The organism is Xanthomonas sp. NCPPB 3200 (assembly GCF_056393585.1).
Map to the genome: position 1 here is coordinate 237,307 of NZ_CM150785.1, position 24,771 is coordinate 262,077.

General features: G+C 67.9%; 20 protein-coding genes. 17 read left to right on the forward strand and 3 right to left on the reverse strand.

Going from position 1 to position 24,771, the window contains the following annotated elements:
• Window positions 1-33 precede the first annotated feature (33 nt).
• Together AC06DU_RS00945 and AC06DU_RS00950 are read left to right on the forward strand one after the other, a co-directional pair.
• The gene (locus tag AC06DU_RS00945) at window positions 34-771 is read left to right on the forward strand and encodes an ATP-binding cassette domain-containing protein (RefSeq protein WP_478203278.1); all 738 of its coding nucleotides are present in this window, start codon (window positions 34-36) and stop codon (window positions 769-771) included.
• Entirely contained in the window at window positions 768-2,240 is a 1,473-nt protein-coding gene (locus tag AC06DU_RS00950) for an ABC transporter permease/substrate-binding protein (RefSeq protein WP_478203280.1), read from the forward strand. The genes AC06DU_RS00945 and AC06DU_RS00950 overlap by 4 nt, the downstream gene beginning before the upstream one ends.
• 74 nt (window positions 2,241-2,314) lie before the next feature.
• Here the strand turns inward: AC06DU_RS00950 and AC06DU_RS00955 are convergent, their stop codons facing one another.
• Window positions 2,315-3,496, reverse strand: a complete 1,182-nt coding sequence (locus AC06DU_RS00955; protein ID WP_478203282.1) for an aminotransferase class V-fold PLP-dependent enzyme — start codon at window positions 3,494-3,496, stop codon at window positions 2,315-2,317.
• A gap of 65 nt (window positions 3,497-3,561) precedes the next feature.
• On the opposite strand from AC06DU_RS00955, the gene egtB reads away from it, so the two are divergent.
• The 3 genes from egtB to AC06DU_RS00970 are packed head-to-tail and all read left to right on the forward strand — an operon-like array spanning window position 3,562 to window position 6,119.
• Window positions 3,562-4,851 (forward strand): ergothioneine biosynthesis protein EgtB, encoded by a 1,290-nt coding sequence (gene egtB / locus AC06DU_RS00960; RefSeq protein WP_478203284.1) that lies wholly within the window; start codon window positions 3,562-3,564, stop codon window positions 4,849-4,851.
• Window positions 4,848-5,834: an L-histidine N(alpha)-methyltransferase gene (gene egtD / locus AC06DU_RS00965; protein WP_024939498.1), complete on the forward strand. Its 987-nt coding sequence runs from the start codon at window positions 4,848-4,850 to the stop codon at window positions 5,832-5,834. The genes egtB and egtD overlap by 4 nt, the downstream gene beginning before the upstream one ends.
• Window positions 5,835-5,849: 15 nt before the next feature.
• Entirely contained in the window at window positions 5,850-6,119 is a 270-nt protein-coding gene (locus AC06DU_RS00970) for a DUF3253 domain-containing protein (protein WP_184515347.1), read from the forward strand.
• A 255-nt stretch (window positions 6,120-6,374) separates the two neighbouring features.
• Here the strand turns inward: AC06DU_RS00970 and AC06DU_RS00975 are convergent, their stop codons facing one another.
• Window positions 6,375-10,082, reverse strand: coding sequence for an indolepyruvate ferredoxin oxidoreductase family protein (locus AC06DU_RS00975; RefSeq protein WP_478203286.1), 3,708 nt, complete (start codon window positions 10,080-10,082; stop codon window positions 6,375-6,377).
• 193 nt (window positions 10,083-10,275) lie between these two features.
• On the opposite strand from AC06DU_RS00975, the gene AC06DU_RS00980 reads away from it, so the two are divergent.
• From AC06DU_RS00980 to AC06DU_RS01035, 12 genes are all read left to right on the forward strand, one after another.
• Window positions 10,276-10,914, forward strand: coding sequence for a hypothetical protein (locus tag AC06DU_RS00980; protein WP_046345310.1), 639 nt, complete (start codon window positions 10,276-10,278; stop codon window positions 10,912-10,914).
• An 854-nt stretch (window positions 10,915-11,768) separates the two neighbouring features.
• Window positions 11,769-12,686, forward strand: coding sequence for an AEC family transporter (locus tag AC06DU_RS00985; protein WP_046345311.1), 918 nt, complete (start codon window positions 11,769-11,771; stop codon window positions 12,684-12,686).
• A 65-nt stretch (window positions 12,687-12,751) separates the two neighbouring features.
• Window positions 12,752-13,825 (forward strand): hypothetical protein, encoded by a 1,074-nt coding sequence (locus tag AC06DU_RS00990; RefSeq protein ID WP_478203288.1) that lies wholly within the window; start codon window positions 12,752-12,754, stop codon window positions 13,823-13,825.
• Window positions 13,826-13,977: 152 nt separating this feature from the next.
• The gene (locus AC06DU_RS00995; RefSeq protein ID WP_478203289.1) at window positions 13,978-14,610 is read left to right on the forward strand and encodes a ParA family protein; all 633 of its coding nucleotides are present in this window, start codon (window positions 13,978-13,980) and stop codon (window positions 14,608-14,610) included.
• Between the two features lie 14 nt (window positions 14,611-14,624).
• Entirely contained in the window at window positions 14,625-15,101 is a 477-nt protein-coding gene (locus AC06DU_RS01000) for a SixA phosphatase family protein (protein ID WP_016904234.1), read from the forward strand.
• A 3-nt stretch (window positions 15,102-15,104) separates the two neighbouring features.
• Window positions 15,105-15,677: a YceI family protein gene (locus AC06DU_RS01005; RefSeq protein ID WP_024939492.1), complete on the forward strand. Its 573-nt coding sequence runs from the start codon at window positions 15,105-15,107 to the stop codon at window positions 15,675-15,677.
• Window positions 15,674-17,701: a phospholipase D family protein gene (locus AC06DU_RS01010; protein WP_435012418.1), complete on the forward strand. Its 2,028-nt coding sequence runs from the start codon at window positions 15,674-15,676 to the stop codon at window positions 17,699-17,701. The genes AC06DU_RS01005 and AC06DU_RS01010 overlap by 4 nt, the downstream gene beginning before the upstream one ends.
• A gap of 304 nt (window positions 17,702-18,005) precedes the next feature.
• On the forward strand, window positions 18,006-18,434 hold the full coding sequence (locus tag AC06DU_RS01015) for a hotdog fold thioesterase (RefSeq protein WP_478203291.1): 429 nt from the start codon (window positions 18,006-18,008) through the stop codon (window positions 18,432-18,434).
• A 21-nt stretch (window positions 18,435-18,455) separates the two neighbouring features.
• Entirely contained in the window at window positions 18,456-19,355 is a 900-nt protein-coding gene (locus tag AC06DU_RS01020) for a lysophospholipid acyltransferase family protein (protein WP_180969535.1), read from the forward strand.
• Between the two features lie 63 nt (window positions 19,356-19,418).
• On the forward strand, window positions 19,419-20,405 hold the full coding sequence (locus tag AC06DU_RS01025; RefSeq protein ID WP_016904229.1) for a YheT family hydrolase: 987 nt from the start codon (window positions 19,419-19,421) through the stop codon (window positions 20,403-20,405).
• Window positions 20,406-20,463: 58 nt separating this feature from the next.
• On the forward strand, window positions 20,464-22,536 hold the full coding sequence (locus tag AC06DU_RS01030) for a tetratricopeptide repeat protein (RefSeq protein WP_478203293.1): 2,073 nt from the start codon (window positions 20,464-20,466) through the stop codon (window positions 22,534-22,536).
• Between the two features lie 672 nt (window positions 22,537-23,208).
• Window positions 23,209-23,820: a YbhB/YbcL family Raf kinase inhibitor-like protein gene (locus tag AC06DU_RS01035; protein WP_478203295.1), complete on the forward strand. Its 612-nt coding sequence runs from the start codon at window positions 23,209-23,211 to the stop codon at window positions 23,818-23,820.
• A 106-nt stretch (window positions 23,821-23,926) separates the two neighbouring features.
• Here AC06DU_RS01035 and AC06DU_RS01040 read toward each other — a convergent pair whose 3' ends face one another.
• Window positions 23,927-24,739, reverse strand: coding sequence for an META domain-containing protein (locus AC06DU_RS01040; protein ID WP_478203297.1), 813 nt, complete (start codon window positions 24,737-24,739; stop codon window positions 23,927-23,929).
• Window positions 24,740-24,771 lie beyond the last annotated feature (32 nt).

Below are 24,771 nucleotides of genomic sequence, written 5' to 3' on the forward strand. Positions count from 1 at the left end.
GCGTCTGACGCTGCGTTCGGCAAGCTCGAGCGCATGTTCACTCTCGACCAGGTCAGCCGGCGCTACGGCCAGGCCATTGCCCTCGACTCCGTCTCCCTGCAGTTCGCCAGCGGCGTCACCACCGCCTTGATCGGCCCCAGCGGCGCAGGCAAGTCCACCGTGCTGCGGATGCTGGTCGGGCTGGAGTGGCCGGACAGCGGCACGGTCGCCTTCGATGGTGCGCCGCTGCAACGCGCCGGCCTGCAGGCGCAGCGCCAGCGCATCGGCTATGTGATTCAAGAGGGCGGGCTGTTCCCGCATCTGGATGCACGCAGCAACGTGGTGTTGCTGGCGCAGACGCTGGGCTGGACGCGGCAGCGTATCGACCAACGCCTGCAGACCCTGTGCGCGCTCTGCCAGCTGCCGCCGGAGTTGCTGGCACGTTATCCGGCCGAACTGTCTGGCGGTCAACGCCAGCGCGTGGGCTTGATCCGTGCGCTGATGCTGGATCCACCGGCCCTGCTGCTGGACGAGCCACTGGGCGCGCTCGACCCGATCGTGCGTTACGACCTGCAGGCGCAGATGCGCGCGCTGTTCGCCCAGCTCGGCAAGACCGTGGTGCTGGTGACCCACGACGTAGCCGAAGCCGCCTACCTGGCCGATACCCTGGTGCTGATGCGGGCCGGCCAGGTGGTGCAGCAGGGCAGTGCGCGCAGCCTGCTGGAACAGCCGGCCGATCCGTTCGTGCAGCGCTTTCTCACTGCGCAGCGCAGCATTGGCGACGCCGCATGATCGCGCGCGTGCTGCTGGCCGTTGCCCTGCTGATCGCAAGCGTCGGTGCGCAGGCTGCGCAGGTGACGATCGGCTCGAAGAACTTCACCGAGGCCGTGCTGTTGGGCGAGATCGCCACCGCCGCCGGGCAGCGCGACGGCGTGGACGTGCAACACCGCGCGCAGCTCGGTGGCACGCGCATCCTGTGGCGCGCGCTGGAGACCGGGCAGATCGATGCGTACGCCGAATACACCGGCACGCTGGCGCAGGAACTGCTGCAGCTGCCCAAGGCCAGCCAGGCCGAACTGCGCGCCGCACTGGATGCGCGCGGGCTGGCGATGACCGACTCGCTCGGCTTCCAGAACACCTATGCCTTCGGCATGCGCGTCGAGCGCGCGCAGGCGCTTGGCATCGCATCGATGTCGGATCTGGCACGGCATCCATCGCTCAAGATCGGGCTGAGCAACGAATTCATGCAGCGCGCCGATGGCTGGCCGGGCGTGCGCGCCGCCTATTCGTTGCCGCAGACCGCGACCGGGCTGGACCACGATCTGGCCTATCGCGCGCTGCAGAGCGGGGCGATCGAGGTCACCGATCTGTACAGCACCGATGCGGAAATTCCGTATTACCGGCTGCAGGCGCTGCGCGACGACCGCCATTACTTTCCCGATTACCAGGCGGTGTTCCTGTATCGCAAGGACCTGGCGCAGCGCTCACCGGCGATGCTCAAGGCATTGCAGGGGCTGCAGGGGCGCATCGACGAGGCGACCATGCAGCGGCTCAACGCACAGGTGAAGCTGGAGCGTCAGTCCGAGGCGGCGGTGGCTGCGCAGTGGCTGGGCGTTACGCCGGCATCGGCAGCCGACTCGCGGGTGGCGCGTCTGCTGCGGCATACGCGCGAGCATCTGGCCCTGGTCGGCATCTCGTTGGGCTTTGCCTTGCTGATCGCGTTGCCGCTGGGCGTGCTGGCGGCCCGGCGGCCGCGGCTCGGGCAGGTGGTGCTGTCGTTGACCGGCGTGCTGCAGACCTTGCCGTCGCTGGCAGTGTTCGTCTTCATGATTCCCTTGTTCGGCATCGGCGCCAAACCGGCGATTGCCGCGTTGTTTCTCTACAGCCTGCTGCCGATCGTGCGCAATACGCATGCCGGGCTGACCTCGATCCCGCGCGAGTTGCGCCAGACCGCCGAGGCGATCGGACTGCCGGCATGGACGCGCCTGTGGCGGGTGGAACTGCCGCTGGCGCGTCGCACCATCGTGGCCGGCATCCAGACCGCGGCGGTGATCAACGTGGGCACCGCCACGCTGGGCGCCTTGATCGGCGCAGGCGGCTACGGTCAACCGATCCTCACCGGCATCCGCCTGGACGACATCGACTTGATCCTGGAAGGCGCGATTCCTGCGGCGGTGCTCGCGCTGATCGTGCAGGCGCTGTTCGAAGGCCTGGAGCGCTGGGTCACCCCGCGTGGGCTGCGCATCCGCCAGCGCGGCTGAGCCAGTAGAAGCGGACCCGGCCGCGACCGGGCTTAGCCGGTAACGCCACGTCGCGGCCTGGTCCGCTCCTACGGTTACGCGGCTGGCAGCGCTGCGATCAGGGCTGAGAGCGCATCCTCGGTGACAGTGAGGTGCGGTGCGATACGTAGACGTCCGTGTCGGCGTGTGCAGATCGCCCTGCGCGCGCCGAACGCCGTCGCCACCGCATCCAGCTGATTGGCTGGCGGCTGCAACGCGGTCAGATGCGCCGCGTGGGCGGGCGTGCACCAGCTGCGCAGGCCGCGTGCCTGCAGCGCCGCGTCCCAGCGCGCGGTAAGCGCGCCCAGCGCCTGCGCGATGCGTGCCGGTTGCCAGGCAGCGACCTGCTGCAAGGCCACCGTCGCCATCGCAATCCGCAATGGATCGGCAACGCCGCCGGCATCGAACCGGCGCGCACCGCTGCGATAGGACGGCGCCTGGGCCACCGGAAATTCCCAGCTGCTGCCGGCATCGCGGCCGATCCAGTGTTCTTCGATCGGCACGCCGTGCGCCCGCCATTGCGGGGCCACCCACAGCCAGGCCAGCCCCATCGGCCCCAGCAGCCATTTGTGGCCGACGCTGACCACGAAGTCCGGCCGCCAGCGCGGCAGGTCGGTCGGCAGCACGCCCAGGCTCTGGCTCAGATCCAGCACCAGCGCTGCGCCGCGTGCGTGCACCGCGGCGCTGATGCGGTCCAGATCGAGCTGTCGTCCATCCAGCCAGTACGCATGCGGCAACGTCACGATGCGCAAGGCCGGTGTCTGGGCGATGGCCTGCAGCACCGCCGCGGTCAAGGCATCGCCACCGGCCGTGGACACCGCCACGATGTGCGCGCCCACCTCGGCACAGCGGCGTTGCCAGATCAGCAGGTTCGAGGGGAACTGGCCTTCCAGCAGCAGCACCGCCTCGCCGCGTTGCAGTGGCAGGTTGCGTGCGGCAGTCGCCAGGCCGTGCGCGGCCGAGGGCAGCATTGCCACGCCGTCGGCATCGTCGTCGAACAGGCCTGCAGCGAGCGTGCGCAAACGCTCGATGTCCTGCAGCCAGGCATCGAACGGCAGCTGCCACGGGGTGGCCAGCGCATCCACCGCCTGATGCGCGACCGCTTGCACCGCGCGCAGCAGCGGGCCGCGCGAGGCGGCATCCAGATAGGTGATGTCGGCAGGTAACGCAAATGCCTGCTGGCGGCGTTCCCATTCGACGGGCGCGGGGAGCAGGCTGGACAGAGAAAAAGAAGACATGGCGACAGCTTACCGCTGGCTGCCACGCTGCCGACACGGCGCGTTCACAGGCGCTCCTCAAGCATATGGCGATGTCTGCACTCTCATCTCTGCTGGGCCACCACCAGCAACAGCAGCTGACGCTGCTGGAACGCTACGCGCAGACCCGCGCGCTGAGCGATCGCCTCGCCGCACCCCTGAGCGCTGAAGACGCGATGGTGCAGAGCATGCCCGACGCCAGCCCCAGCAAATGGCATCTGGCGCACACCACCTGGTTTTTCGAACGCTTCGTGCTGCAGGCCGATCCGGCCTACCGTGTGTTCGACCCGGCCTGGGATTTCCTGTTCAACAGCTACTACCAGAGCGTGGGCCCGATGCACGCGCGCGCGCGTCGCGGGGTGTTGTCGCGGCCATCGTTGCAGCAGGTGCGCGACTACCGGGCCGCAGTCGATGCGCAGATGCAGCAGCGCCTGCGTGACGGGGTGTTGGACGCGCAGGCTTGCACCATCGTGCAGCTCGGCATCCAGCACGAGCAGCAGCACCAGGAATTGCTGTTGACCGATATCAAGCACGCGCTGTGGAGCAACCCGCTGCAGCCGGCGTACCGCGATGCGCCGGCACCGCCTGCGGCCGTCGCCAGCACGCTGCGCTGGCAGGCACGCGACGAACAGATCGTGGAGATCGGCGCAGCGGCATGGCCGCAGGCCGACGCCTTCGCCTACGACAACGAGTCGCCGCGCCACCGCGTGCTGGTCGGTGCGCATGCGTTGGCGCATCGGGTGGTCAGCAACGCCGAGTTCCAGCAGTTCATCGACGCCGGTGGCTACCGCAGTGCCGGTGCCTGGCTCAGCGATGGCTGGGCGATGGTGCAGGCGCAAGGCTGGCAGCACCCGCTGTATTGGGACGCGGACGGACGCGAATTCACCCTGGATGGCTGGCGCCCGCGCGACGCGCATGCGCCGGTATGCCATCTGAGCCTGTTCGAAGCCGATGCGTTCGCGCGCTGGGCCGGCGCACGCCTGCCCACCGAAGCCGAGTGGGAACAGGCCGCCACCGGTGTGCCGGTGCAGGGCAATTTCGTCGATAGCGACGCCTTGCATCCGCGCGGCGCCGACGCGGTGGATACCGGCCTGCAGCAGTTGTTCGGCGATGTCTGGGAATGGACCGGCAGCGCCTACCTGCCGCATCCCGGCTTTGCGCCGTGGCCCGGGTCGCTGGGCGAATACAACGGCAAATTCATGAATGCGCAATGGGTGCTGCGCGGTGGCAGCTGTGCCACGCCGGCTAGCCACGTCCGCGCCAGTTACCGCAACTTTTTTCCCTCCGATGCGCGTTGGCAGTTTGCCGGCGTGCGCCTTGCCAAGGATCTGCCTTGAACGCTGCCGCCCATGCCATGCAACGCGCGCACGCCGCGCTGACCGACCTGCGCCCGCAACCGGACGACATCACCGCCGACGCGCTGGCCGGGCTGTCGCAAACGCCCAAGACGCTGCCGTCGAAGTATTTCTACGATGCGCACGGCTCGCAGTTGTTCGAGGCGATCACCCGGCAGCCGGAGTACTACCTCACCGGCACCGAACTGGCCTTGCTGGAGGCCAGTATGGCCTCGATCGCGCAGGCGATCGGCGCTGGCGTGCACGTGGTCGAATACGGCAGCGGCAGCGGGCGCAAGACCGAATTGCTGCTGCAGGGCCTGCGCGATGTGGTGGCCTACACGCCGCTGGAAATCTCGCGCACCGCCTTGCTTGAGAGCACCGCGCGGCTGGCGCAGCAGTTCCCGCAGATCCAGATGCTGCCGGTATGCACCGACTTCACCAAGCCGCTGCAGCTGCCGCAGGCGCAGCGCCCGGCGCGCCGGCATCTGGTGTTCTTCCCCGGTTCGACGTTGGGCAATTTCACCGATGATGCCGCCGTCGAGTTGCTCGATGCGATGCGCCAGACCATGGGCAGCGACGGGTGCGCCCTGATCGGCATCGATCTGGACAAGGATGCCGGACTGATCGAGGCCGCCTACAACGATGCGGCCGGCGTCACTGCCGAGTTCACCCTGAATCTGCTGGCGCGGCTCAACCGCGAGATCGGTAGCGACTTCGATCTGGACGGCTTCCGCCACCACGCGGTGTATGCGCGCGAGCGCGGCCGCATCGAGACCTTCCTGATCAGCCAGCGCGCCCAGCGCGTGCAGGTGGGCGGCAAGGCATTCGAATTTGCCGAAGGCGAGGCGATGCAGGTCGAATACAGCTACAAGTACACCGACGCGCGCTTTGCCGAACTTGCCGCCGCTGCGGGGCTGAAGGTCACCCACGGCTGGAACGATGCCAAGGACTGGTTCGGCCTGCGCGTGTTGCGCCCGCTCTGAGTTCTGGCCTCTGGCGTGCAACGGATCGACGATGCGCAGATCGTCGCGACCATCCGCGCGCTGCTGGCGCGCCGGCGGCCGGAGCAATCGATTTGCCCGTCCGAGGTCGCGCGCGCACTCAGCGGCGACGAAGCGCGCTGGCGCGCGCTGATGCCGCAGATCCGCAGCGTTGCCGCAGATCTGGCCGGCAGCGACGTGGTGCAGATCACCCAACGTGGCGACGTGGTCGATGTGCGAGCTGTACGTGGGCCGGTCCGCCTGAGGCGCGGCCGGCATTTCGAATGACGGGTGGGGCGCTGCATGCGCAACACCGCTCGCGTGCGCGGCGGTGACACCTTGCCGAATCGATGACGGCGCCGGCAGCCCATCGCCCCAGCCGGCACTGACCGCCGTCTTGCGGCAAACGTGATCAGTCGACGCAGCAGCGGCCGTTGCGCGGCGTCTGTGCCACGACCCACCAGCCTGTCACTGCCGCACTACCGGCAACACTTCATTGGGTCGGCGCGCAACGCGTTGATCCTGCAACGCCGATCCGCATACCTACGCCGCCTGCACCACATGCAAGGCCTTGGGATTGCGCCACTGCACCAGCAGCGCCGCTTCGCGTGCCTTGGCTTCTTCCAGATGCGCGTGCTTGATATGCCCGTAGCCGCGGATATGTTCGGGAATACTGGCGATCTGCGCGGCGAGGCCGACGTTGTCGGCATCCAGCCGTTGCAGCAGCGTGTCCACTGTTGTCACGTAGTCGGCAATCAGCTGACGTTCGCCGCGCCGTTCGGCGCTGTAGCCGAACACATCCAGCTTGCCGCCACGCAGGAACTTCAGCCGCGCCAGCAGCTTGAAGGCAGTGAACATCCACGGCCCGTATTCGCGCTTGATCGCGTGGCCGTGCGCATCCTTCCTGGCCAGCAGCGGTGGTGCCAGATGGAAGTGCAAGGTGTAGTCGCCGTCGAACTGCTGCTGCAGCCGGCGCTGGAAGTCGCCACGCGTATACAGCCGCGCCACCTCGTATTCGTCCTTGTAGGCCATCAGCTTGAAGAAATAACGCGCCACTGCCTCGCTCAACGCGCTGCTGCCGGGCGCCTGTTGCGCTTCGCGCGTGCGCACGCGCTCGACTAGGCTGCGATAGCGCTGCGCGTAGGCGGCATCCTGGTAGTCGGTCAGAAACGCCGCGCGCCGCGCGATGGCTTCGTCCAGCGACTGCGCCAGCTGCTCGTCGTCGAGCGGATGCGTGGGCGCATCGACATCGCCATGCAGCGTGTTGCCTTCGCCTTGCGCCAGCGCGTGCGGTGCGGTCTGTCCGCCAAGATCGTGTTCTTCCCAGCTGCCCGGTGCGCGCGCTGGCGGCGTATCGCCCTGTGCATGCGCATGCTCGCCACCCTTGCGCAGTCCTGCGGCCTGCTGCACCGCCGGCAGGTCGATCGCGGCCAGGCGCCCCCACGCAAACGCCTGCTGGTTCATCGCCACCGCCGCGCCATTGAGCTCGATGGCGCGCATCAGCGCCGCATGCGACAACGGCACCAGCCCGTGTTGCCAGGCATAGCCGAGCACGAACAGGTTGCTGGCGATCGCATCGCCCAGCAGCGCGGTGGCCAGTTGCGTGGCATCCAGCAACAGCGGCTCCTGGCCGCCCAATGCGGTGCGCACGCCGGCAATGATCTCGGCGGCGGGGAACTGCAGATCCGGCTGGCTGGTGAAGTTGCCCGGCATCGCTTCGTAGGTGTTGAGCACCACCTGGGTGCGGCCGTCGCGCACCTTGGACAAGGCCCAGTAATCGTTGACCACCACCATGTCGCAGCCCAGCACCAGATCCGCTTCGCCGGCCGCGATGCGCACCGCGTGGATATCGGCCGGCCGGCGCGCGATGCGGATATGCGTGGTCACCGCGCCACCCTTCTGCGCCAGGCCGGTCTGGTCCAGCACCGTGGCGCCCTTGCCTTCCAGGTGCCCGGCCATGCCGAGCAATGCGCCGATGGTCACCACGCCGGTACCGCCGACGCCGGTGATGAGGATGTTCCAGGGCTGTTGCAGCGTAGTGCGTTGCGGCGGCGCGGGCAGGTTGCCCAGCAGGGCGCTGGCATCGCGCTGTTTGCCCTTGCGCGGCGCACCGCCGTGCACGGTGACAAAGCTCGGGCAAAACCCCGACACGCAGGAATAATCCTTGTTGCAATTGGATTGGTCGATCTGCCGCTTGCGGCCGAATTCGGTCTCCTTGGGCAGCACCGACACGCAGAAACTCTTTTCGCCGCAATCGCCGCAGCCTTCGCACACCAGCGAATTGATCATGACGCGCTTGGGCGGGTCGACCAGCTTGCCGCGCTTGCGGCGGCGGCGCTTTTCGGTGGCGCAGGTCTGGTCGTAGATCAGGATCGACACGCCCTTGACCGTGCGCAACTGCTGCTGCACCGCATCCAGTTCGCTGCGATCGTGGAACGTCACCTCGCTGGGGAAGCGCTCGCGCCGGCGCGTCCATTTGCCAATGTCGTCGCTGACCACCGCGATGGTGTGGATGCCTTCGGCGCGCAGCTGCTGCGCGATGTCCGGCACGGTGAGCGTGCCGTCCACCGGCTGGCCGCCGGTCATCGCCACCGCATCGTTGTAGAGGATCTTGTAGGTGATGTTGACGCCGCTGGCGACCGACTGCCGGATCGCCAGCGAGCCGCTGTGGAAATAGGTGCCGTCGCCCAGGTTCTGGAACACGTGCGGCGTTTCGGTGAACGGCGCCTGCCCCGACCAGGTCACGCCTTCGCCGCCCATATGGGTGAAGGTGTCGGTGGAGCGGTTCATCCAGGTCACCATGTAATGGCAACCGATGCCGCCCAGCGCACGCGAGCCTTCCGGCACCGCGGTGGAGGTGTTGTGCGGGCAGCCGGAGCAGTAATGCGGCACGCGCGGGAACAGCGCGCGCGGCAAGGCCATTTCGGCCTCCTTGCTGTCCATCCAGCGCAGCCGCTGTTCGATCGACTCGGTCATCGCGCTGGACGGCAGTGCAAAGCGCTGGATGCGCTTGCCGATCACCGCCGCGATCGTGGCCGGAGTCAATTCACCGGTGGACGGCAGGATCCATTCGCCCTGCTCGTCGTACTTGCCGACGATGCTGGGCCGCGCACCGGCGCTGGCCGGCCAGTTGTAGAACAGCTCCTTCATCTGGCGCTCGATGAAGGCCTTTTTCTCTTCCACCACCACGATGTCGTCGAGCCCGCGCGCGAACGCGCTGATGCCCACCGGCTCCAGCGGCCAGGTCATGCCGACCTTGTACACGCGGATGCCGATCTGCGCGCAAGCCTGCGCATCCAGGCCCAGGTATTCCAGCGCCTGCAGCACGTCCAGATAGCTCTTGCCGGTGGTGACGATGCCCAGCCGCGCATGTGGCGAATCCAGCACCACCTTGTCGATCTGGTTGGCGCGTGCGAAGGCCTGTGCGGCGGCGATCGCATAGCGGTGCAGGCGCATTTCCTGGTCCACCGGCGGATCCGGCCAGCGGATGCTCAGGCCGCCCGGCGGCAGCGCAAAGTCCTCCGGCAGCACGATGCTGCGGGCGAACGGATCCACATCCACCGAGGCAGACGACTCCACCGTCTCGGCAATGGTCTTGAAGCCGACCCAGCGCCCGGTATAGCGGCTCATCGCCCAGCCGAGCAGGCCCATGTCCAGGATGTCCTGCACCCCGGCCGGGTTGAGGATCGGCATCATCGCGCTGACGAATTCCTCTTCCGAGCCGTGCGGCAGGGTGGAGCTGCGGCAGGCATGGTCGTCGGCGGCCAGTGCCAGCACGCCGCCATACGGCGAGGTGCCGGCGGCGTTGCCGTGCTTGAACACATCGCCGCTGCGGTCCACGCCCGGGCCCTTGCCGTACCACATGCCGTAGACGCCCTGCACCTTGGCACCGGGGAACAGTTTGGTCTGTTGGGTACCCCAGACCATGGTGGCGGCCAGGTCTTCGTTGAGGCCGGGGGTGAAGGTCACCCTGGCCGCGTCCAGATGCTTGCGCGCACGCCACAGCTCCAGGTCGAAACCGCCCAGCGGGCTGCCGCGATAGCCGCTGATGAAGCCGGCAGTCGCAAGGCCGGCGGCGTCATCGCGCAGGCGCTGCATCAACGGCAGCCGCACCAGCGCCTGCACGCCGGACAGGTAGATGCGCCCGTCGGCACGCGTGTACTTGTGCTCCAGCGTGTAATCCGCATCCACCTGGCCGAGCTCCGGCGTGTTGGCAGAGTCGGGAGAAGAGAGTGCAGCAGTACTGGTCATGGCGTGCCCGGAAAGGGTGGCTGGGACCCGGTGCGTGTCATCTGAAACCAATGACTCGCCCGACGGATTCCAAAACGGCGGTGCAAAGTGTAACAGTCGCCCTTCACGCGCCCGTTGCATGCGGATGCACAGCCGTCGCGCTGCGGTTACGATGGGGACGGGAAGGGTCGTTTGCTGTCAGGGGATAAAGCCAGTGAAAAGGAAATACGCATGGGCCGCGATGTTGGCCTTGCTCGGGGGCGTGTGGTCGATGGCGCAGGCGCAGAACCTGCCCAAGCCCAAGGAGTTCTATTTCGACGAAGATCGCGGCACCACCAAGGCCGTGGTCGCGGTACAGGGGCAGGGCGATGCGGTGGTCGACCGCCTGGCGGCGATGGTGCAGCGTGACGCCCGCGCGGCCGAGCCGCGCGCGCAACTGGCCTCGCTGGCCTATGCCGGGGGACGCACGCAGTTGGGCGACGAGCTCTACCAGGGTGCCCTGGGGCTGGTCTCCAACGGCAGCCAGCAATACCGTGCCATCACCTGGAACTACGGCTGGGATCTGTTGCGCGCCGACCAGCCCGACAAGGCCTTGCAGCAATGGGCCGGCCTGGCCAACGGCCGCCCGGCCGCGCCGGCCTGGTTGCCGACGACTGCGGCGCTGGCGCTATGGCGCAGCGGGCGTAAGCAGGAAGCGGTCGAGTGGTATGCCGCCGCAGTGCGCACCTGGCCGGATCGCTGGAGCAGCACCGCCAGCTACGCCACCTTGCTGCCGGATTGGCGCGAGGCCGAACGCGCCAGCCTGGCCGAGGTCTTTGCGGCATGGCAGGCGAACCCGCCGGCGTTTCCGTAACTCGGCGGCGGGCGCGCTGCAGAAAGTCCCGTAGCGCGCTGCTGTACATCACGTCGCACGGCGTTTTTGCGGCCGGCACCAGCAGGGCAACGCAGCCACCGCTCCAAGTCATTGCTTTGGGTGTCGTGCTTGGAAGGATTGGTCAGCGCTGATGGACCAGTTGCAGAGCGGATGATCTGCAGCTTGGTTGCAGGGCCCTCGCCCGCCCACCATCGCGGGACACGCCGCGAGTACGTCCCTGTAGGCTCTTACGCGGCATCCATGCCGCGTAAGGTCCCGCGACGGTGAGCGGGCAAGGACTGGTCGAGATGGTCGGTCTTTTGAGGCAGTCGTCCGTGCGATAGCTCAATCGTAGAGCGGTTGATCTGCGGTTTGGCTGCAGGGCCCTTGCCCGCCCACCCTCGCAGGACACGCCGCAAGTACGTCCATGTAGGCTCTTACGCGGCATCCATGCCGCGTAAGGTCCCGCGACGGTGAGCGGGCAAGGACCCGTCGAGATGGTCGGTGTGCACGGTCAAGAGCGGTGCGCGATGTGCATCGTTGGAGAATGATGGGCCGGCTCAATGGCTCAATGGCTCAATGGTCGATGCATCGAGCAAGCAGTTTTTCATTCGGCCACCGACCAACTTCCTAGTGCGGTGAGGGCGCCGAGCCCTCGACTGACTAGCTTTGGCAACATCCCGGAAGCGGCAAGCCTCGACATGCCTGTCGCCAGGCGTTGAGCGACCGATCTGCGCCACGCGTAGGCGTGCTCGCCGATTTAGCCCGTCGTCGATCCAGCCCGTCACTGATCCAGGCACGACACGCTCACTATGCGATGCTGATTGCTGCTTTCCCACGGACCTGACCACACCATGGCGGTGGATGCATTTGCGTTGATTCTGGCGATGTTGGGGCTCGGCCTGCTGTTCGCGCGCTTGCGGGTGCTGCCGGACAACAGCGCCGATGTACTCAATCGCATCGTGTTGTACATCTGCCTGCCAGCCTCGGTGCTGACCTATGTGCCGCGGTTGCACCTGGATGCCTCGCTGGGTGGGGTGATCGCCACCCCGTGGCTGCTGACCGCAATCATCGTGCCGCTGCTGTGGGGCTGCAGCCGCCTGTTCCGGTTCAAGCGCGAGGAATACGCCGCGCTGCTGATGTGCGTGGTGTTCACCAACTCCAGCTTCATCGGCTTTCCGATGGTGCGCGCGTTGATCGGCGATCACGCCCTGCCGTATGCGGTGGTCTACGACCAGTTCGGCACCTTTGTGCTGTTATCGACGTTCGGGCTGTATGTGCTGGCCCGCTTCAGCGGCGACACTCCGCCGACCGCGAAGCTGATCCTGTTGCGCGTGCTGCGCTTCCCGCCGCTATGGGCATTGCTGTTTGCATTGACCGTGATGCCGGAACAGCCGCCGACCTGGATTGGCGCGGGCTTGAAGAGCCTGGCCGACGCGATGCTGCCGCTGGTGATGCTGGCGGTGGGCTTTTCGCTGCAGTTGCGCCTGCCTGCGGACGAACTCAAACCCTTGGCCGTGGGCTTGGCCTTCAAGTTGGCAGTGATGCCGATCCTGGCGTTGCCGCTGTCGTTGGCGCTCGGCCTGCATGGCGCGATGCTGCAGACCAACGTGCTCGAATCGGCCATGCCCACCATGATCACCGCCGCCGCGCTGGCCATCACGCATCGGCTGGCGCCGCGCCTGGCCGCAGCGATGGTCGGCTACAGCATCCTGCTGTCGCTGCTGACCCTGCCTGCATGGGCCTGGCTGTTGGCGCGCCTGGTGGCTTGATAGGGCCTGGTCCGTATGAAATGCTGGCCCGCAACACTGCGCGCCCATATGGACAGGAGCAACACATGCACGGATATCGCTTGATCACCACGGCGCTGCTATGGCTTGGCAGCGTCTGCGCGGCACATTCGGCAATGGCGGCAGCGCCTGCGAGCACAGCGGCTGCGGCCAACGATCCGCTGGTGGATCAATGGGCACGCCAGGTCGGCCAGACCATGCAGGCACGCCTGCGCAGCATGGCGTCCAGCGGCGAGCCCAGGCAGCTGTATCTGGCCGGTCTGTTGTGGGTCGATGCCGAGGACGACGCGGCGTCGGCCGCAGACGGAGGCTATGCCCCCATCCAGCGCGTCTGGCTGCAGCGTGCCCTGGACGCGCGGCCGCGCGACCCGTTGGTGGCGCGCATGGAATCCGCCGGTTGCGCACCTGCGTTGCGCTGTGACCCAGGCGCTGCGCTGGCGTTCCTGGAGCAGGCCGATGCCGGCAACGCCAGTGTGCATCTGCGTGCCTATACGGCTGCGCAGCGCCGCGGCGACCAGGCGGCTGCCGAGCGCGCCTGGCAGGCGGCCGTGCAGTCCGATCATTTCGACAGCGGTGCGCTGGCATTCGGCAAGGCCCTGCATGCCAGCTACGACAGCGTGCAATGGCCATCGCTGGCCTCGGTCAGCCTGCGCGCGCAACTCGACGCGCAAGGCATGCCTTCCACGGGCGCGGACATGGCGGCGATGTTCGTGATGGGTGCCTGGTCTGCACATGCACTTCCCGCGCTGGGCGATCTGATGCGGCGCTGCAGCCCCGCCGGTGTCACGGCCGCGTTACGCGACGAGTGCATGGCCGTGCTGAACAACGTGGCCAATGACGAGTCCACCTTGGCCACCGCCATGATCGGCAGCAGAGGCATGGCGGCACTGAGCAGCGGCGCCGATGCCACGCGCTGGCAGGCGCGGGTGCGGGAACTGCAGTGGCTACAGCAGCAGGAGCAGCTCCGCGCGTCCACCGTCGATGGCATGTCCGACAAGCTGGAGGCCATCCTGACGCAGGGCGAAGTGCCGGCGTTGCGTGCACGGTTACAGCGTCAAGGCCTTGCAGTGCAGCCGCCAGCGGGTTGGCAGCCGGGCGCACCGGGCCGCCAGGCCCGCTAATCCGCTTGGCCGGCGCATGTCACGGCGGCCATCCGCCAGCGGACGATGCTGCAGTGCGAGAGCGATCGCCGGTGGACGTTTAACGCCTTTCGACTACTTCCTCACTTCGTCGCGGTGTACGCTGCCGGCTTGCTCCCGGAAGCGAGGCGTGCATGAAGACAGTCCTGGTGGCCGGCTCCAAAGGCGGCGTCGGCAAGACCACGATCGCCACCAATCTGGCCGCCCATGCGGCCTTGCAGGGCCAGCGCACCGTGCTGGCGGACGCCGATCCGCAAGGCTCGTCCACGCGCTGGGCGCAGCGTCGCGCCAGCCTGGAAAGTGCGGTATTGCCCATCGACGTCACCCGCCGGCGCAACTGGCAGGCCGCGGTGCCCGACGGCACCGACCAACTGGTCATCGATGCCCCAGCCGGTGCGATGGCCGATGACCTGAGCGGCTTCCTCGACCACGTCGATGCCATCGTGGTGCCGGTATTGTCCTCGGCGCTGGATATCGAAGCGGTGGTCGGATTCCTCAACACGCTGGCCAAGGTGCCGCGCGTGCATCAGCGCAAATTGCCGGTGGGCCTGGTGCTCAACCGCGCCCGTCCCTGGACCCAGACCTCGCAGCAAGCTGCCGAGATGATCGGCGCCTGGCCCTATCCCCTGGTAACCCAGCTGCGCGACACCCAGGCCTATGTGGTGATGGCCGGGTTGGGGCGCAGCCTGTTCGATTACCGCTCGGCGCAGGTGCGCGACCATCAACAGGACTGGGAGCCGCTGTTCAAGTGGCTCAAGAAGTCCTAGACCGGAGTGTTTTCATGCGCGAACTGATACTGCTGCGACACGCCCACGCCGAGCCGGCCGATACCGGCCAGGCCGATCTGGATCGCCCGCTGTCTCCGCACGGCATCGCCGAGGCCGAATCTGCCGGCCGCTGGCTGCGCGAGCAGCGCCTGGTGCCCGACCGCGTGCTGTGCTCGCCGGCGCGACGTGCGCGCGAGACGCTGGAAGCGGTGCTGGAACTCACCGGCTACATCGAACAACGCCTGGACGAGCGGATCTACGACGCCACGCCGGGCACCCTGGCCAGCCTGGTGGACGAACACCGCGATGCCGAGCGCCTGCTGCTGGTCGGCCACAACCCGGGCCTGGAACGGCTGGCCGCCTTGATGCACAGCGGCCAGACCGGCGACTACCGCGGCATGCCGACCGCCGCGATCGCCCTGCTGGCACTGCCGCTGGATGCGGCCATCGAACCGGGCATCGCCCGCCTGACCGCCTTCTGGTGGCCTTGATCCGTGTCATCGTCGCTGCGCTGGTTTGCCTGGCTCGCGCTCTGGGTCGCTCTTCCCTGCATGGCGCAGCAGAAGCTGCATTCCATCGATCCGGTGCAATCGCGCTTCGGGTTCGAGATCAGGACGCGCTTCGGCATGAAGATCGAGGGGTTCTTCCCGCGTTTTCGGGGTGAATTGGCGGAATTGCCTGACGGGCGCCAGCAGGTGCGTTTCCGTCTGGACGCCACGCAGGTGGAAATTCCCGGCAAGGACCGCTACACGGCGTGGATGCGCGGCGAGGATTTTTTCGACGTCGCGCAGTATCCGGTGGTGGAATTCGAGTCGTTTCCCTATACCGCGGAGGTGGTGAAGAAGGGCGGCGACATCACCGGCAACCTGACCATTCGCGGAATCACCCACATCGAGACCCTGCATGTGGTGCCGGCTGAATGCGCGCGGCCGGGCTATGATTGCGATGTAATCAGTCGAGGTACGGTCCTGCGTGGACGTTACGGAATGAATGCGTGGCAGATGGCCCTGGGCGACAGGGTGACGTTCATTCTGCGTGGGCGGTTGCAGGAGGCGCGGCGCCCGTGAGGTTCCTGTTGAGGGTGCTTGTGCTGGCAACGCTGTTGCTCGGCACCGGATGCGCCGGCCTGTCGCAAATCGAACGCAACCGTGCCGCCGGGGTGGCGGCCGCTGCCCGCAGCACCGTGGTCAGCTGCACGCAGGCCAATCGTTGCGCCCAGCTCTCGCCATTGCGCGCGCTGGGTGGCGAGGCGATCACCGCCTCCACGCCGGCCGCGCCGCGGCATTACGCCACCATCGTCGATCACGGCGAAGAATCGCTGGTGGCCCGGCTCAACCTGATCCGCAGCGCTACCCGCAGCATCGACCTGCAGACCTACATCTTCGACAAGGACGACAGCGCGCGGATGGTGCTGGATGCGTTGACCGATGCGGCGCAACGCGGGGTCAAGGTGCGCATCCTGATCGATCAGCTTTCGGCGATCGCCGATCTGCAGATTCTCGGTGCGCTGGCCAGCACTCACGAAAACCTGCAGCTGCGCATCTACAACCCGACCTTCGGCAAGGTCAAGCTCAATTACTTCGACTATGCCGGCAGCGTGGTGTGCTGTTTCCGTCGCTTCAACCAGCGCATGCACAACAAGCTGCTGGTGGTGGACGACGTGCTCGGCGTGGTCGGCGGCCGCAATTACCAGGACGACTATTACGACTGGGACAGCGAGTACAACTTCCGCGACCGCGACGTGATCCTGGCCGGGCCGGAAGTACGCGCGATGGCCGCCAATTTCGATGCGTTCTGGCGCGCGCGCCGCAGCGTGCCGGCCGAGCGTCTGAACGATGTCGGGCGCCTGCTGCTGGAGCAGGGCGCGCCCAAGATGCCGCCGGCCACGTTCCGCCGCCCCGATCGGGTGGAGCGGGTCGATCAGGAGGCGCGCGATCCGCAGTTCGTGCGCGATGCATTCGTGACCCCGGCCATGCCGGTGCAGCGCGTGCTGTATGTGGCCGACCTGCCGCAGAAGCACCGCAAGGAGCACGCCGCCAAGGCGGTGTCCACCGCGCCCGAGCTGGACGGCCTGATTGCCGGCGCGCAGCAGGAAGTGCTGCTGCAGACGCCATATCTGGTGCTGTCCGACGAGGCGCAGGCGATCTTCCGCGCATTGCGCCAGCGCCCGCAGCCGCCGCGGATCGTGGTGTCGACCAATAGCCTGGCCGCCACCGACAACCCGATCGTGTATGCGCTGTCGTACAAGTTCAAACGCCGCAACATGCGCGAGCTGGGCTTCAACGTCTACGAATTCAAGCCGTTCCCGCTGAACGCGCCGGTGGAGTACGCCAACCTGGTGCCCGATCCGCTCAACCCTGCGGCGGCCGAGCCGGCTGAAGACGATGGTCGGGTCAACCGCGTGATCGGCGGCAGTGCGGCCGGCAATGCCATGCGTGGCAGTGGTGGCGGTGGTGGTGGCGGTGGTACGGCCGGCACTGCGATCCGCGGCAGCGGGGGTGGCGCAGGCCGTGCGCCCGGCGGCAGCGAGGTCGATCGGCGCGTGCTGCGCACCGAGACACGGCCCTCGTTCCTTGGCACGCGCGCGGTCAACAAGCCGCTGCCGGTGACCCGTGCCGGTGCGCGCATGGGCCTGCATGCCAAGTCGTTGGTGGTGGACCGCCGCATCGGCGTGATCGGCACGCACAACTTCGATCCGCGCAGCGAGAACTACAACACCGAAGCGGCGGTGGTGATCGACGATGCGCGCTTTGCGCAGGCGCTTGCGGCCAGCATCGAGCGCGACATGGCGCCGGAAAATGCCTGGACCGTGGCCCCGCGCGAAAAGCCGCCGGTGCTGAGCGGATTGAACTACAGCGTGGGCAAGGTGTCCGAAGCCTTGCCGGTGCTGGATTTCTGGCCCTGGCGCTACGCCACCAATTACGAGTTCCAGCCGGGGCCGGGTTGCCCGTTCCCGCTCAAGCGCCAGGACCCGCAGTTCCGGCAGTGCTATGTGGCGGTAGGCGATTTCCCCGAGGTCAACGTTGGCCCGAAATGGCTGCTGGTGCGGATGCTGACCGCCTTCGGTGCAGGATTGGTGCCGATCCTCTGATCGCAGCGGTGCCGGCCCGGGGCCGGCATCGAGATGGCGCGTGGCAAGCGGTGCATCGTGGAGTGACGCACCGCTGCAATGGCGCGGTGCGCTGCGGTAGGTAAATGGGCGGCGCGCCACACACCGCCATCCGCCGAAGTCACCATCGCGGCCTGGCTCGTAGCGCCAGCCAAAGGCAGTTGCATCAGATCCCAGCGCCGCAGATGCTGTCCCGATTCCCGATTCCCGATTCCCGATTCCCGATTCCCGATTCCCGATTCCCCCAATCCCCAATCCCCAATCCCCAATCCCCAATCCCCAGCCTATGACCTTCCGCGAACCCGTCGACCTGGCCGCCCTCAACGCCTCCAGCCGTGACACCTTGATCGAACATCTGGGCATCGTGTTCACCGCCGCCGGCGACGACTGGTTGAGCGCCACCATGCCGGTGGATGCGCGCACCAAGCAGCCATACGGCCTGCTGCACGGCGGTGCGTCGGTGGTGCTGGCCGAAACCCTGGGCAGCAGCGCCGGCAACCTGTGCGTGGACATGACCGCGCAGATCTGCGTCGGGCTGGAGATCAATGCCAATCACCTGCGCGCCGCCACCGATGGCCTGGTCACCGGCACCGCGCGTGCGGTGCATGTGGGGCGCAGCACCCAGGTCTGGGACATCAGCATCGAAAATCCAGCCGGCAAGCGCGTCTGCGTCTCGCGGCTGACCCTGGCCGTGGTCCCGCGCAGCAATGGCTGAGCACGCCGTGCAAGTGCATGGGTGGAACAGCGCCACCCGCGGCGGGCACTGCGCGCAGGCCACGCTGCTGTCACAATAGTTGCGCTTCCTTCCCCTGGTACCGGTCCGGTTCCGTCAATGAGCGAGTCATCCCTGGACGCCACGCGCGACGCTGGCAGCGTGCTGCGTTGGTTCCGGTACCTGTATCGGGTGCCGTTGTTGCTGGTGCATCTGAGCATCTGCCTGCCGATCACCATGCTGTGCGTGGTGGCGCCGCCGCTGGCGCGCATCCGCACCGGGCGCGACGACACCCTGGACGAGCTGATGATCCGTTGGTGGCAGGGCAACCTGATGCGCATCTTCGGCTTCCGCCTGCGGCGCTTCGGCACCCCGCTGCCGGGCGCGACCCTGTTCGTGGCCAACCACGTCAGCTGGGTCGACATCTCGATGCTGCACAGCCAGCGCGTGATGGGCTTTGTGGCCAAGCGCGAGATCGCCGGCTGGCCGCTGGTCGGCTGGCTGGCGACCAAGGGCCAGACCATCTTCCATCAGCGCGGCAATACCGAATCGCTGGGCGGGGTGCTGCAGGAAATGCTGCTGCGCCTGCGCAGCGGCAAGCCGGTGGGCGTGTTCCCCGAAGGCCGCACCCGTGGCGGTACCGAAGTCGGCCCGTTCCACGCACGCATCTTCCAGGCCGCGGTCGAGGCCGGTGTGCCGGTGCAGCCGGTGGCGCTGCGTTACGGCGAGCGCGGCAATGCGCAGGCGGTGGTGGCGTTCGGCGAGCGCGAGAGTTTCTTCGCCAATATCGTGCGTCTGCTCGGTGAGCCGTCGCGACTGGCCGAGGTGCATTTTCTCGAGCCGATCCGCGCGCTGGATATCGAAGGACGGCGCCGCCTGGCCGATACCTCGCGGCAACGCATCATTGCGGCAATGGAGTCCTGAGCCGACGATGCAAGCGCTCATTACCCCTGCGGCTGGCACCCCCTTGTCTGGCCCGATGAGCGCATGAACGCCTCCGACTATCTGCCGCCGCGCTGGCTGCGCAATCCGCATGTGCAATCGGTGCTGGGCAGCAGTGCCTTGCGCCGGCTCCGCAGCCGCCAGTTGCTGGCCGCCAGCGGCGCGGTCACCAGCGAACACATTCTCGACGGCGGCGACGGCGTGCGCCTGCAGGGCTGGATGAGCATCCCGCCCGGCGATGCCCCAGTGCGCGGCACGGTGCTGCTGCTGCACGGCTGGGAAGGCAGCGCTGACTCCAATTACATGCGGCTGACCGCCGCGCGCCTGCTCGGCCTGGGCTATCAGGTGTTCCGGCTGAATTTCCGCGACCACGGCGGCACGCACCACCTCAACGTGGACCTGTTCCACTCCGATCGTATCGAGGAAGTGGTCAATGCGGCGGGCGATCTGTGGCGGCGGTTTCCCGCGCCGCAGCTGCTGGCGGCGGGCTATTCGCTGGGCGGCAATTTCGCATTGCGGCTGGCGCTGCGGGCACCGGCGGCCGGGCTGCCGCTGGCGCGCGTGGCGGCGGTGTGCCCGTTGCTGGATCCGGCGGCGACGATGCTGCAGCTGGAGAAGGGCCCGCAGTTCTACGATTGGTATTTCCGCCGCAAGTGGCGCGAGTCGTTGCTGCGCAAGCGCAAGCTGTTCCCCGATCAGCACGGCTACGACGACGCCACGCTGGCGCTGGACATGCGCGGGCTGATGGCCTGGCTGGCCGAGCAGCACACCGGGCATGGCTCGCTGGAAGCGTACTTCGACAGTTATTCGATCGCCGGCGAGCGCCTGGCCGGCCTGCAGGTGCCGGTGGACATCCTGATGGCCGAAGACGACCCGGTCATTCCGTTCGAGGATTTCGCCGCCTGGCAGCTGCCGGCGCATGCGCAGCTGGAAATCGCGCGCTGGGGCGGCCACTGCGGCTTTCTGGAAAATGCCCGCGGCGATGGTTTCGCCGAACGCTGGGTGGCCGAGCGGCTGGCGGCGCAGGCGTAGGTCGGCGGCACCCCGCGCATCGTTACAATAGGCGTTTGTCCTGGACACGCCCTCCGCCATGCAAGACGCCATTCTTCAAGCCCTGCGCCGCAATGCGGCCGACGATGCGGTGGCGCTGGCCCGCGAGTGGGTCCTCAGCGCGCCCGAAAACGCCGCCACGCATCGCTGGCTGGGCCTGGCCCTGCAGCAGCAGGGTCAACCGGCGCTGGCGCTGGCCAGCATCGAAACCGCGCTGACGCTGACGCCGGAAGATGCCGACCTGCATCTGCTGCGCGCCGGCCTGCTGTTGGCGATGCGCGAGCTGTCGGCGGCGGACGACGCGTTGTCGCGCACCACCGCGCTCGACCCCAACCAGTTCAACGCCTACGTGATGCAGGCGCATCTGGCGGTGGCGCGCGGCGACCTGGACGAGGCGCAGCGGCTGAGCCGCACCGCCGCGCGTCTGGCGCCCGAGCACCCGCAGCTGCTGGCTGTCGATGGCGTGGTGGAACTGCGCCGCGGCCAGGGCGAGCGCGCGCTGTCGCTGCTGACCCGCGCCGCCGAGCAACTGCCCGACGACCCGCGGGTGATGTTCGCGCTGGGCTTTGCGTATCTGCAGAAGGAGCATTTCGCGTTTGCCGAGCGCGCCTTCGAGCGCGTGGTCGAGCTCAATCCACCGGGTACGGCGCTGCGCGCCTTCATCGCCCAGTTGGCCCAGCGCCAGGGCCGCCTGGACGATGCGCTGGCCGCGATGCAGGGTGTGTTCGCCCAGCCCGGCGGCGATCTCCCGGCCATGCGCCGGCTCGCCGGCGAGATGGAGTTGCAGGCCGGCCGCCCCGACCAGGCCGCCGCGCACCTGCGCCTGGCGCTGGCCCACTGGCCGGCCGACCGCCGCACCTTGCATGCCTTGCTGACCGCCTGGGAGCGGCTGGGCGCGGTGGACGATGCGCGCGACACCCTGGACGCGGCGCTGGCCACCTCGGCCAATGCGCACGACCTGTGGCTGGCGCGGCTGGCGGTGGAGCCGGTCGGCGGGCCGCAGGCGCAGGCGGTGATCGAGCGCTGGCTGCTGGCCATGCCCGAGCATCTGCCGGCACTGGAAGCGCTGATGCGCGTGCACGACATGCAGGGCCATGCCGAACAGGCGGAAATGGTGGCGCGCCAGATCGTGGCGGTGGAGCCGGGCCGCCTCAGCGGCGAGCAGCGCATCGTCGAGGCGCTGCTGGAGCGCGACCCGCCGGCGGCGATCGCCTGCGTGCAATCGCTGATCGACTCGCTGCCCGAGCCACAGCAGACCGTGCTGCGGCCGTGGCTGGGCAATGTGCAGGACCGCGCCGGCCAGCCCGAGGCGGCCGTGGCGACCTGGATGCAGTTCCAGCGCGAACAGGCCCAGCACCGCCTGCCGTTGCCGCCGCTGGCCGCCAAGCAGCCGATGCAATGGCCGGAGCTGGGGACCATTCCCGAGAGCGTGACGGCACGGCCGCTGTTCGTGTGGGGCACGCCCGGCTCGCATGTCGAACGCCTGGTCGCGGTGATGGGGGCGGCCACCCCGCTGGTGCGCGACGACCGTTATGGCAGCACGCCGCCGTCCGATGCGCTGCAGAGCTACCGCACTGTCGAGCAGCTGGCGTCCGGCGAGCTGGCACCGATGGCGCTGGTGGAGGGCTGGAAGGCGCAGCTGCCGCGGCGCGGTATCGACGACGGCAACGTCATCGACTGGCTGCTGTGGTGGGACAACACCCTGCTGACCGCGCTGCGCCCGCACCTGCCCGAAGGCCGGCTGGCGATCGCGCTGCGCGACCCGCGCGACATGCTGCTGGACTGGCTGTCGGCCGGCGCGCCGGCACCGCTGGCCGTGCAATCGCCACAGCAGGCCGCCGACTGGCTGTTGACGGCGCTGGAACAGCTCGCCGTGCTGCACGAGCGCGATCTGTATCCGCACCGGATCATCCGCCTGGACGGCATCGAGAGCGACCCGCAAGGCATTTCCACCGCGCTGGAACAGGCGTTCGGCCTGCGCTTTCCGTTGATCGAACCGCGCGGCCCGGCCCGCTTGGCCGCGGGTCGCTGGCGCAACTACCGCAATGTACTGGGCGCGCAATTCGATCTGCTCACGCTGATCGCGGTGCGCTTCGGTTACCCGCAGGACTGAGCACCGCTCAGCACGGCCGCGCTCACTGTCGGTGGGCGCGGCCGGCGCCTGGGGCGGCATGCCATCGGCAGCGCAGCCCGCACCACCCCGTAGGAGCGGCCCCGGCCGCGAAGAGGCGTTACCGATGACGCGGCCACCGACGATGCAGCGTCACCGGTATGTCCCGTCGCGGCCAGGTCCGCTCCTACAATCGGTGCAGATTGGTCAGCAACCGAATGTGGCGCTCACTGCCCAGTTGGCGCGGCCGGCGGTTGACGCGGCATGCACCACCAACCGCCGCATTCGGCTGCGCAGCTCGCAACGCCCTGTAGGAGCGGCCTTGGCCGCGATGAGGCGTTACCGACGATGCGTCGCCGACGATGATGAGGCGTTACCGATAAAGCCCCATCGCGGCCAGGGCCGCTCCTACGGTCAATGCACATTTGTCAGCGCCAGCACTGACTGAATACTGCGCTCCCTGCCATGGCGCACGTGGACGGCGCGGGACGTGGCACGCGCACATCGCAGCGGCCACGCTGCCGACGCACGATCACCCGGCCGCGGTGTGCGCTGGCGTGCTGAACCGGCCGCGATAAACCCGGTCGGGCGCACCAGAGGGTTCCATGGCGATGGCTTCCTCTGCGGCGCGGACCCAGGCACCCTGGTCGGCCTCATTGCCTCGGAGACTCCTGCATGCGCCTGACCAGCAACAGCATCGAAAACGGCAAGCCCATCGCGGTGGAATTTGCCGCCGGAACGCCCGAGGGCTTTGCGCCCAACCGCAACCCGCATCTGGCCTGGAGCGAAGTGCCTGGCGGCACACGCTCGTTCGCGCTGCTGTGCCTGGACCCGGATGTGCCGACCGTGCCGGAAACCGTGGGCCGCGACGATGTGCAGATTCCGGTCGATCAGCCACGCACCGATTTTGTGCATTGGGCGATGGCCGATATCCCCGCCGACGTGCATGAGATCGCCGCAGGCAGCTGCAGCGACGGTTTCGTGCCCAAGGGCAAGCAGCAGCCGGCCGGCCCGGCCGGTGCGCGCCAGGGCCTGAACTCGTATACCGAATGGTTTGCCGGCAATGCCGACATGGCCGGCAATTATCTGGGCTACGACGGTCCGTACCCGCCGTTCAACGACCTGCGTGTGCACCGCTATTTCTTCCGCGTGTTTGCGCTGGACGTGGCGCAGCTCAGCCTGCCCGAGACCTTCACCGCGGCCGATGTGCTGGCGGCGATCCAGGGCCACGTGCTGGCCGAGGCGGCGTTGCACGGCACCTACACGCTGAATCCAGCGCTGCGCTGACGGCAACGAACGGTCCTGCGCCACCGGTCAGGTCGGCGTGGGGCCGGTTGCGGCCCATGGTGACCTGGTGCGTGCGGCGTCAATCGCCGATCGCCGCCACACCGGGTCAACCGTTGGCTTCGATCATCTGCTCGAGCACGTATACCGGCGCGCCGTCCGTGCCTACGGCGGCCGGGTAGCGGGTGACCCGCAGCAGGGTGCGGATGCCGGCTTCGTGCTCGAAGCCTTCGATCTTGCCCTCGAAGACTTGCCAGGTCTGGGTGACAGGCTGCCCTGCCGCATCCTGCTCGCGCAGTTGCAGGCATTGGCGCGCCGGGTCGGACCCGCATGCCACGGTGTCGGCCGCCACTTCGATCAGCAGCGTCTGGCCGGGGCCACCGTAGCGGGTGTCGGCCGTGGCGACACCGCCGAACACCAGCCGGGTGCCGTCGCTGCGGGTCAGGGTCAGCTGCGGCGAGGTCTGCAGAGTGTTCAGCGCCACCGCGAAGCGGCCGGACAGCAACTCGCTGGCGGCGCGTTCCTGGGCCATCCGCTGCGGTTGCGCGCACAGGCGTTTACTCGACACCACCCGGCCGATCTGCAAATGCGCCTGCGCCACGCTGTAGTCGGCGCCCAATGCGTTGCAGGTCTGGCTGACCTGGATGCGGTGATCGCTGAAATCCAGCTGCAAGGGCGGTGTGCCAGCGACGAACAGGCTACCCAAGGCGGTGCCGTGCGCATCGCTGGCCTGCTGCAGCTGCCAATGTTGCGCCCGCAACGCGGCCTGCAGTGGCGCGTTGTCGGCGGCGATTGGGCTGGTCGCGGCCGGCTCGGCGGCAGCGGCATCGGCGCTGGATCCGGGCGCTTGCGGCGGCGTGCTCGACCCGCAGGCCGTCACGCCCGCTGCCAGCAGTGCAGGGGCAAACAACACGGCACGCATGCGGCGGCTCCCGGTGATCGATATGTCAGTGA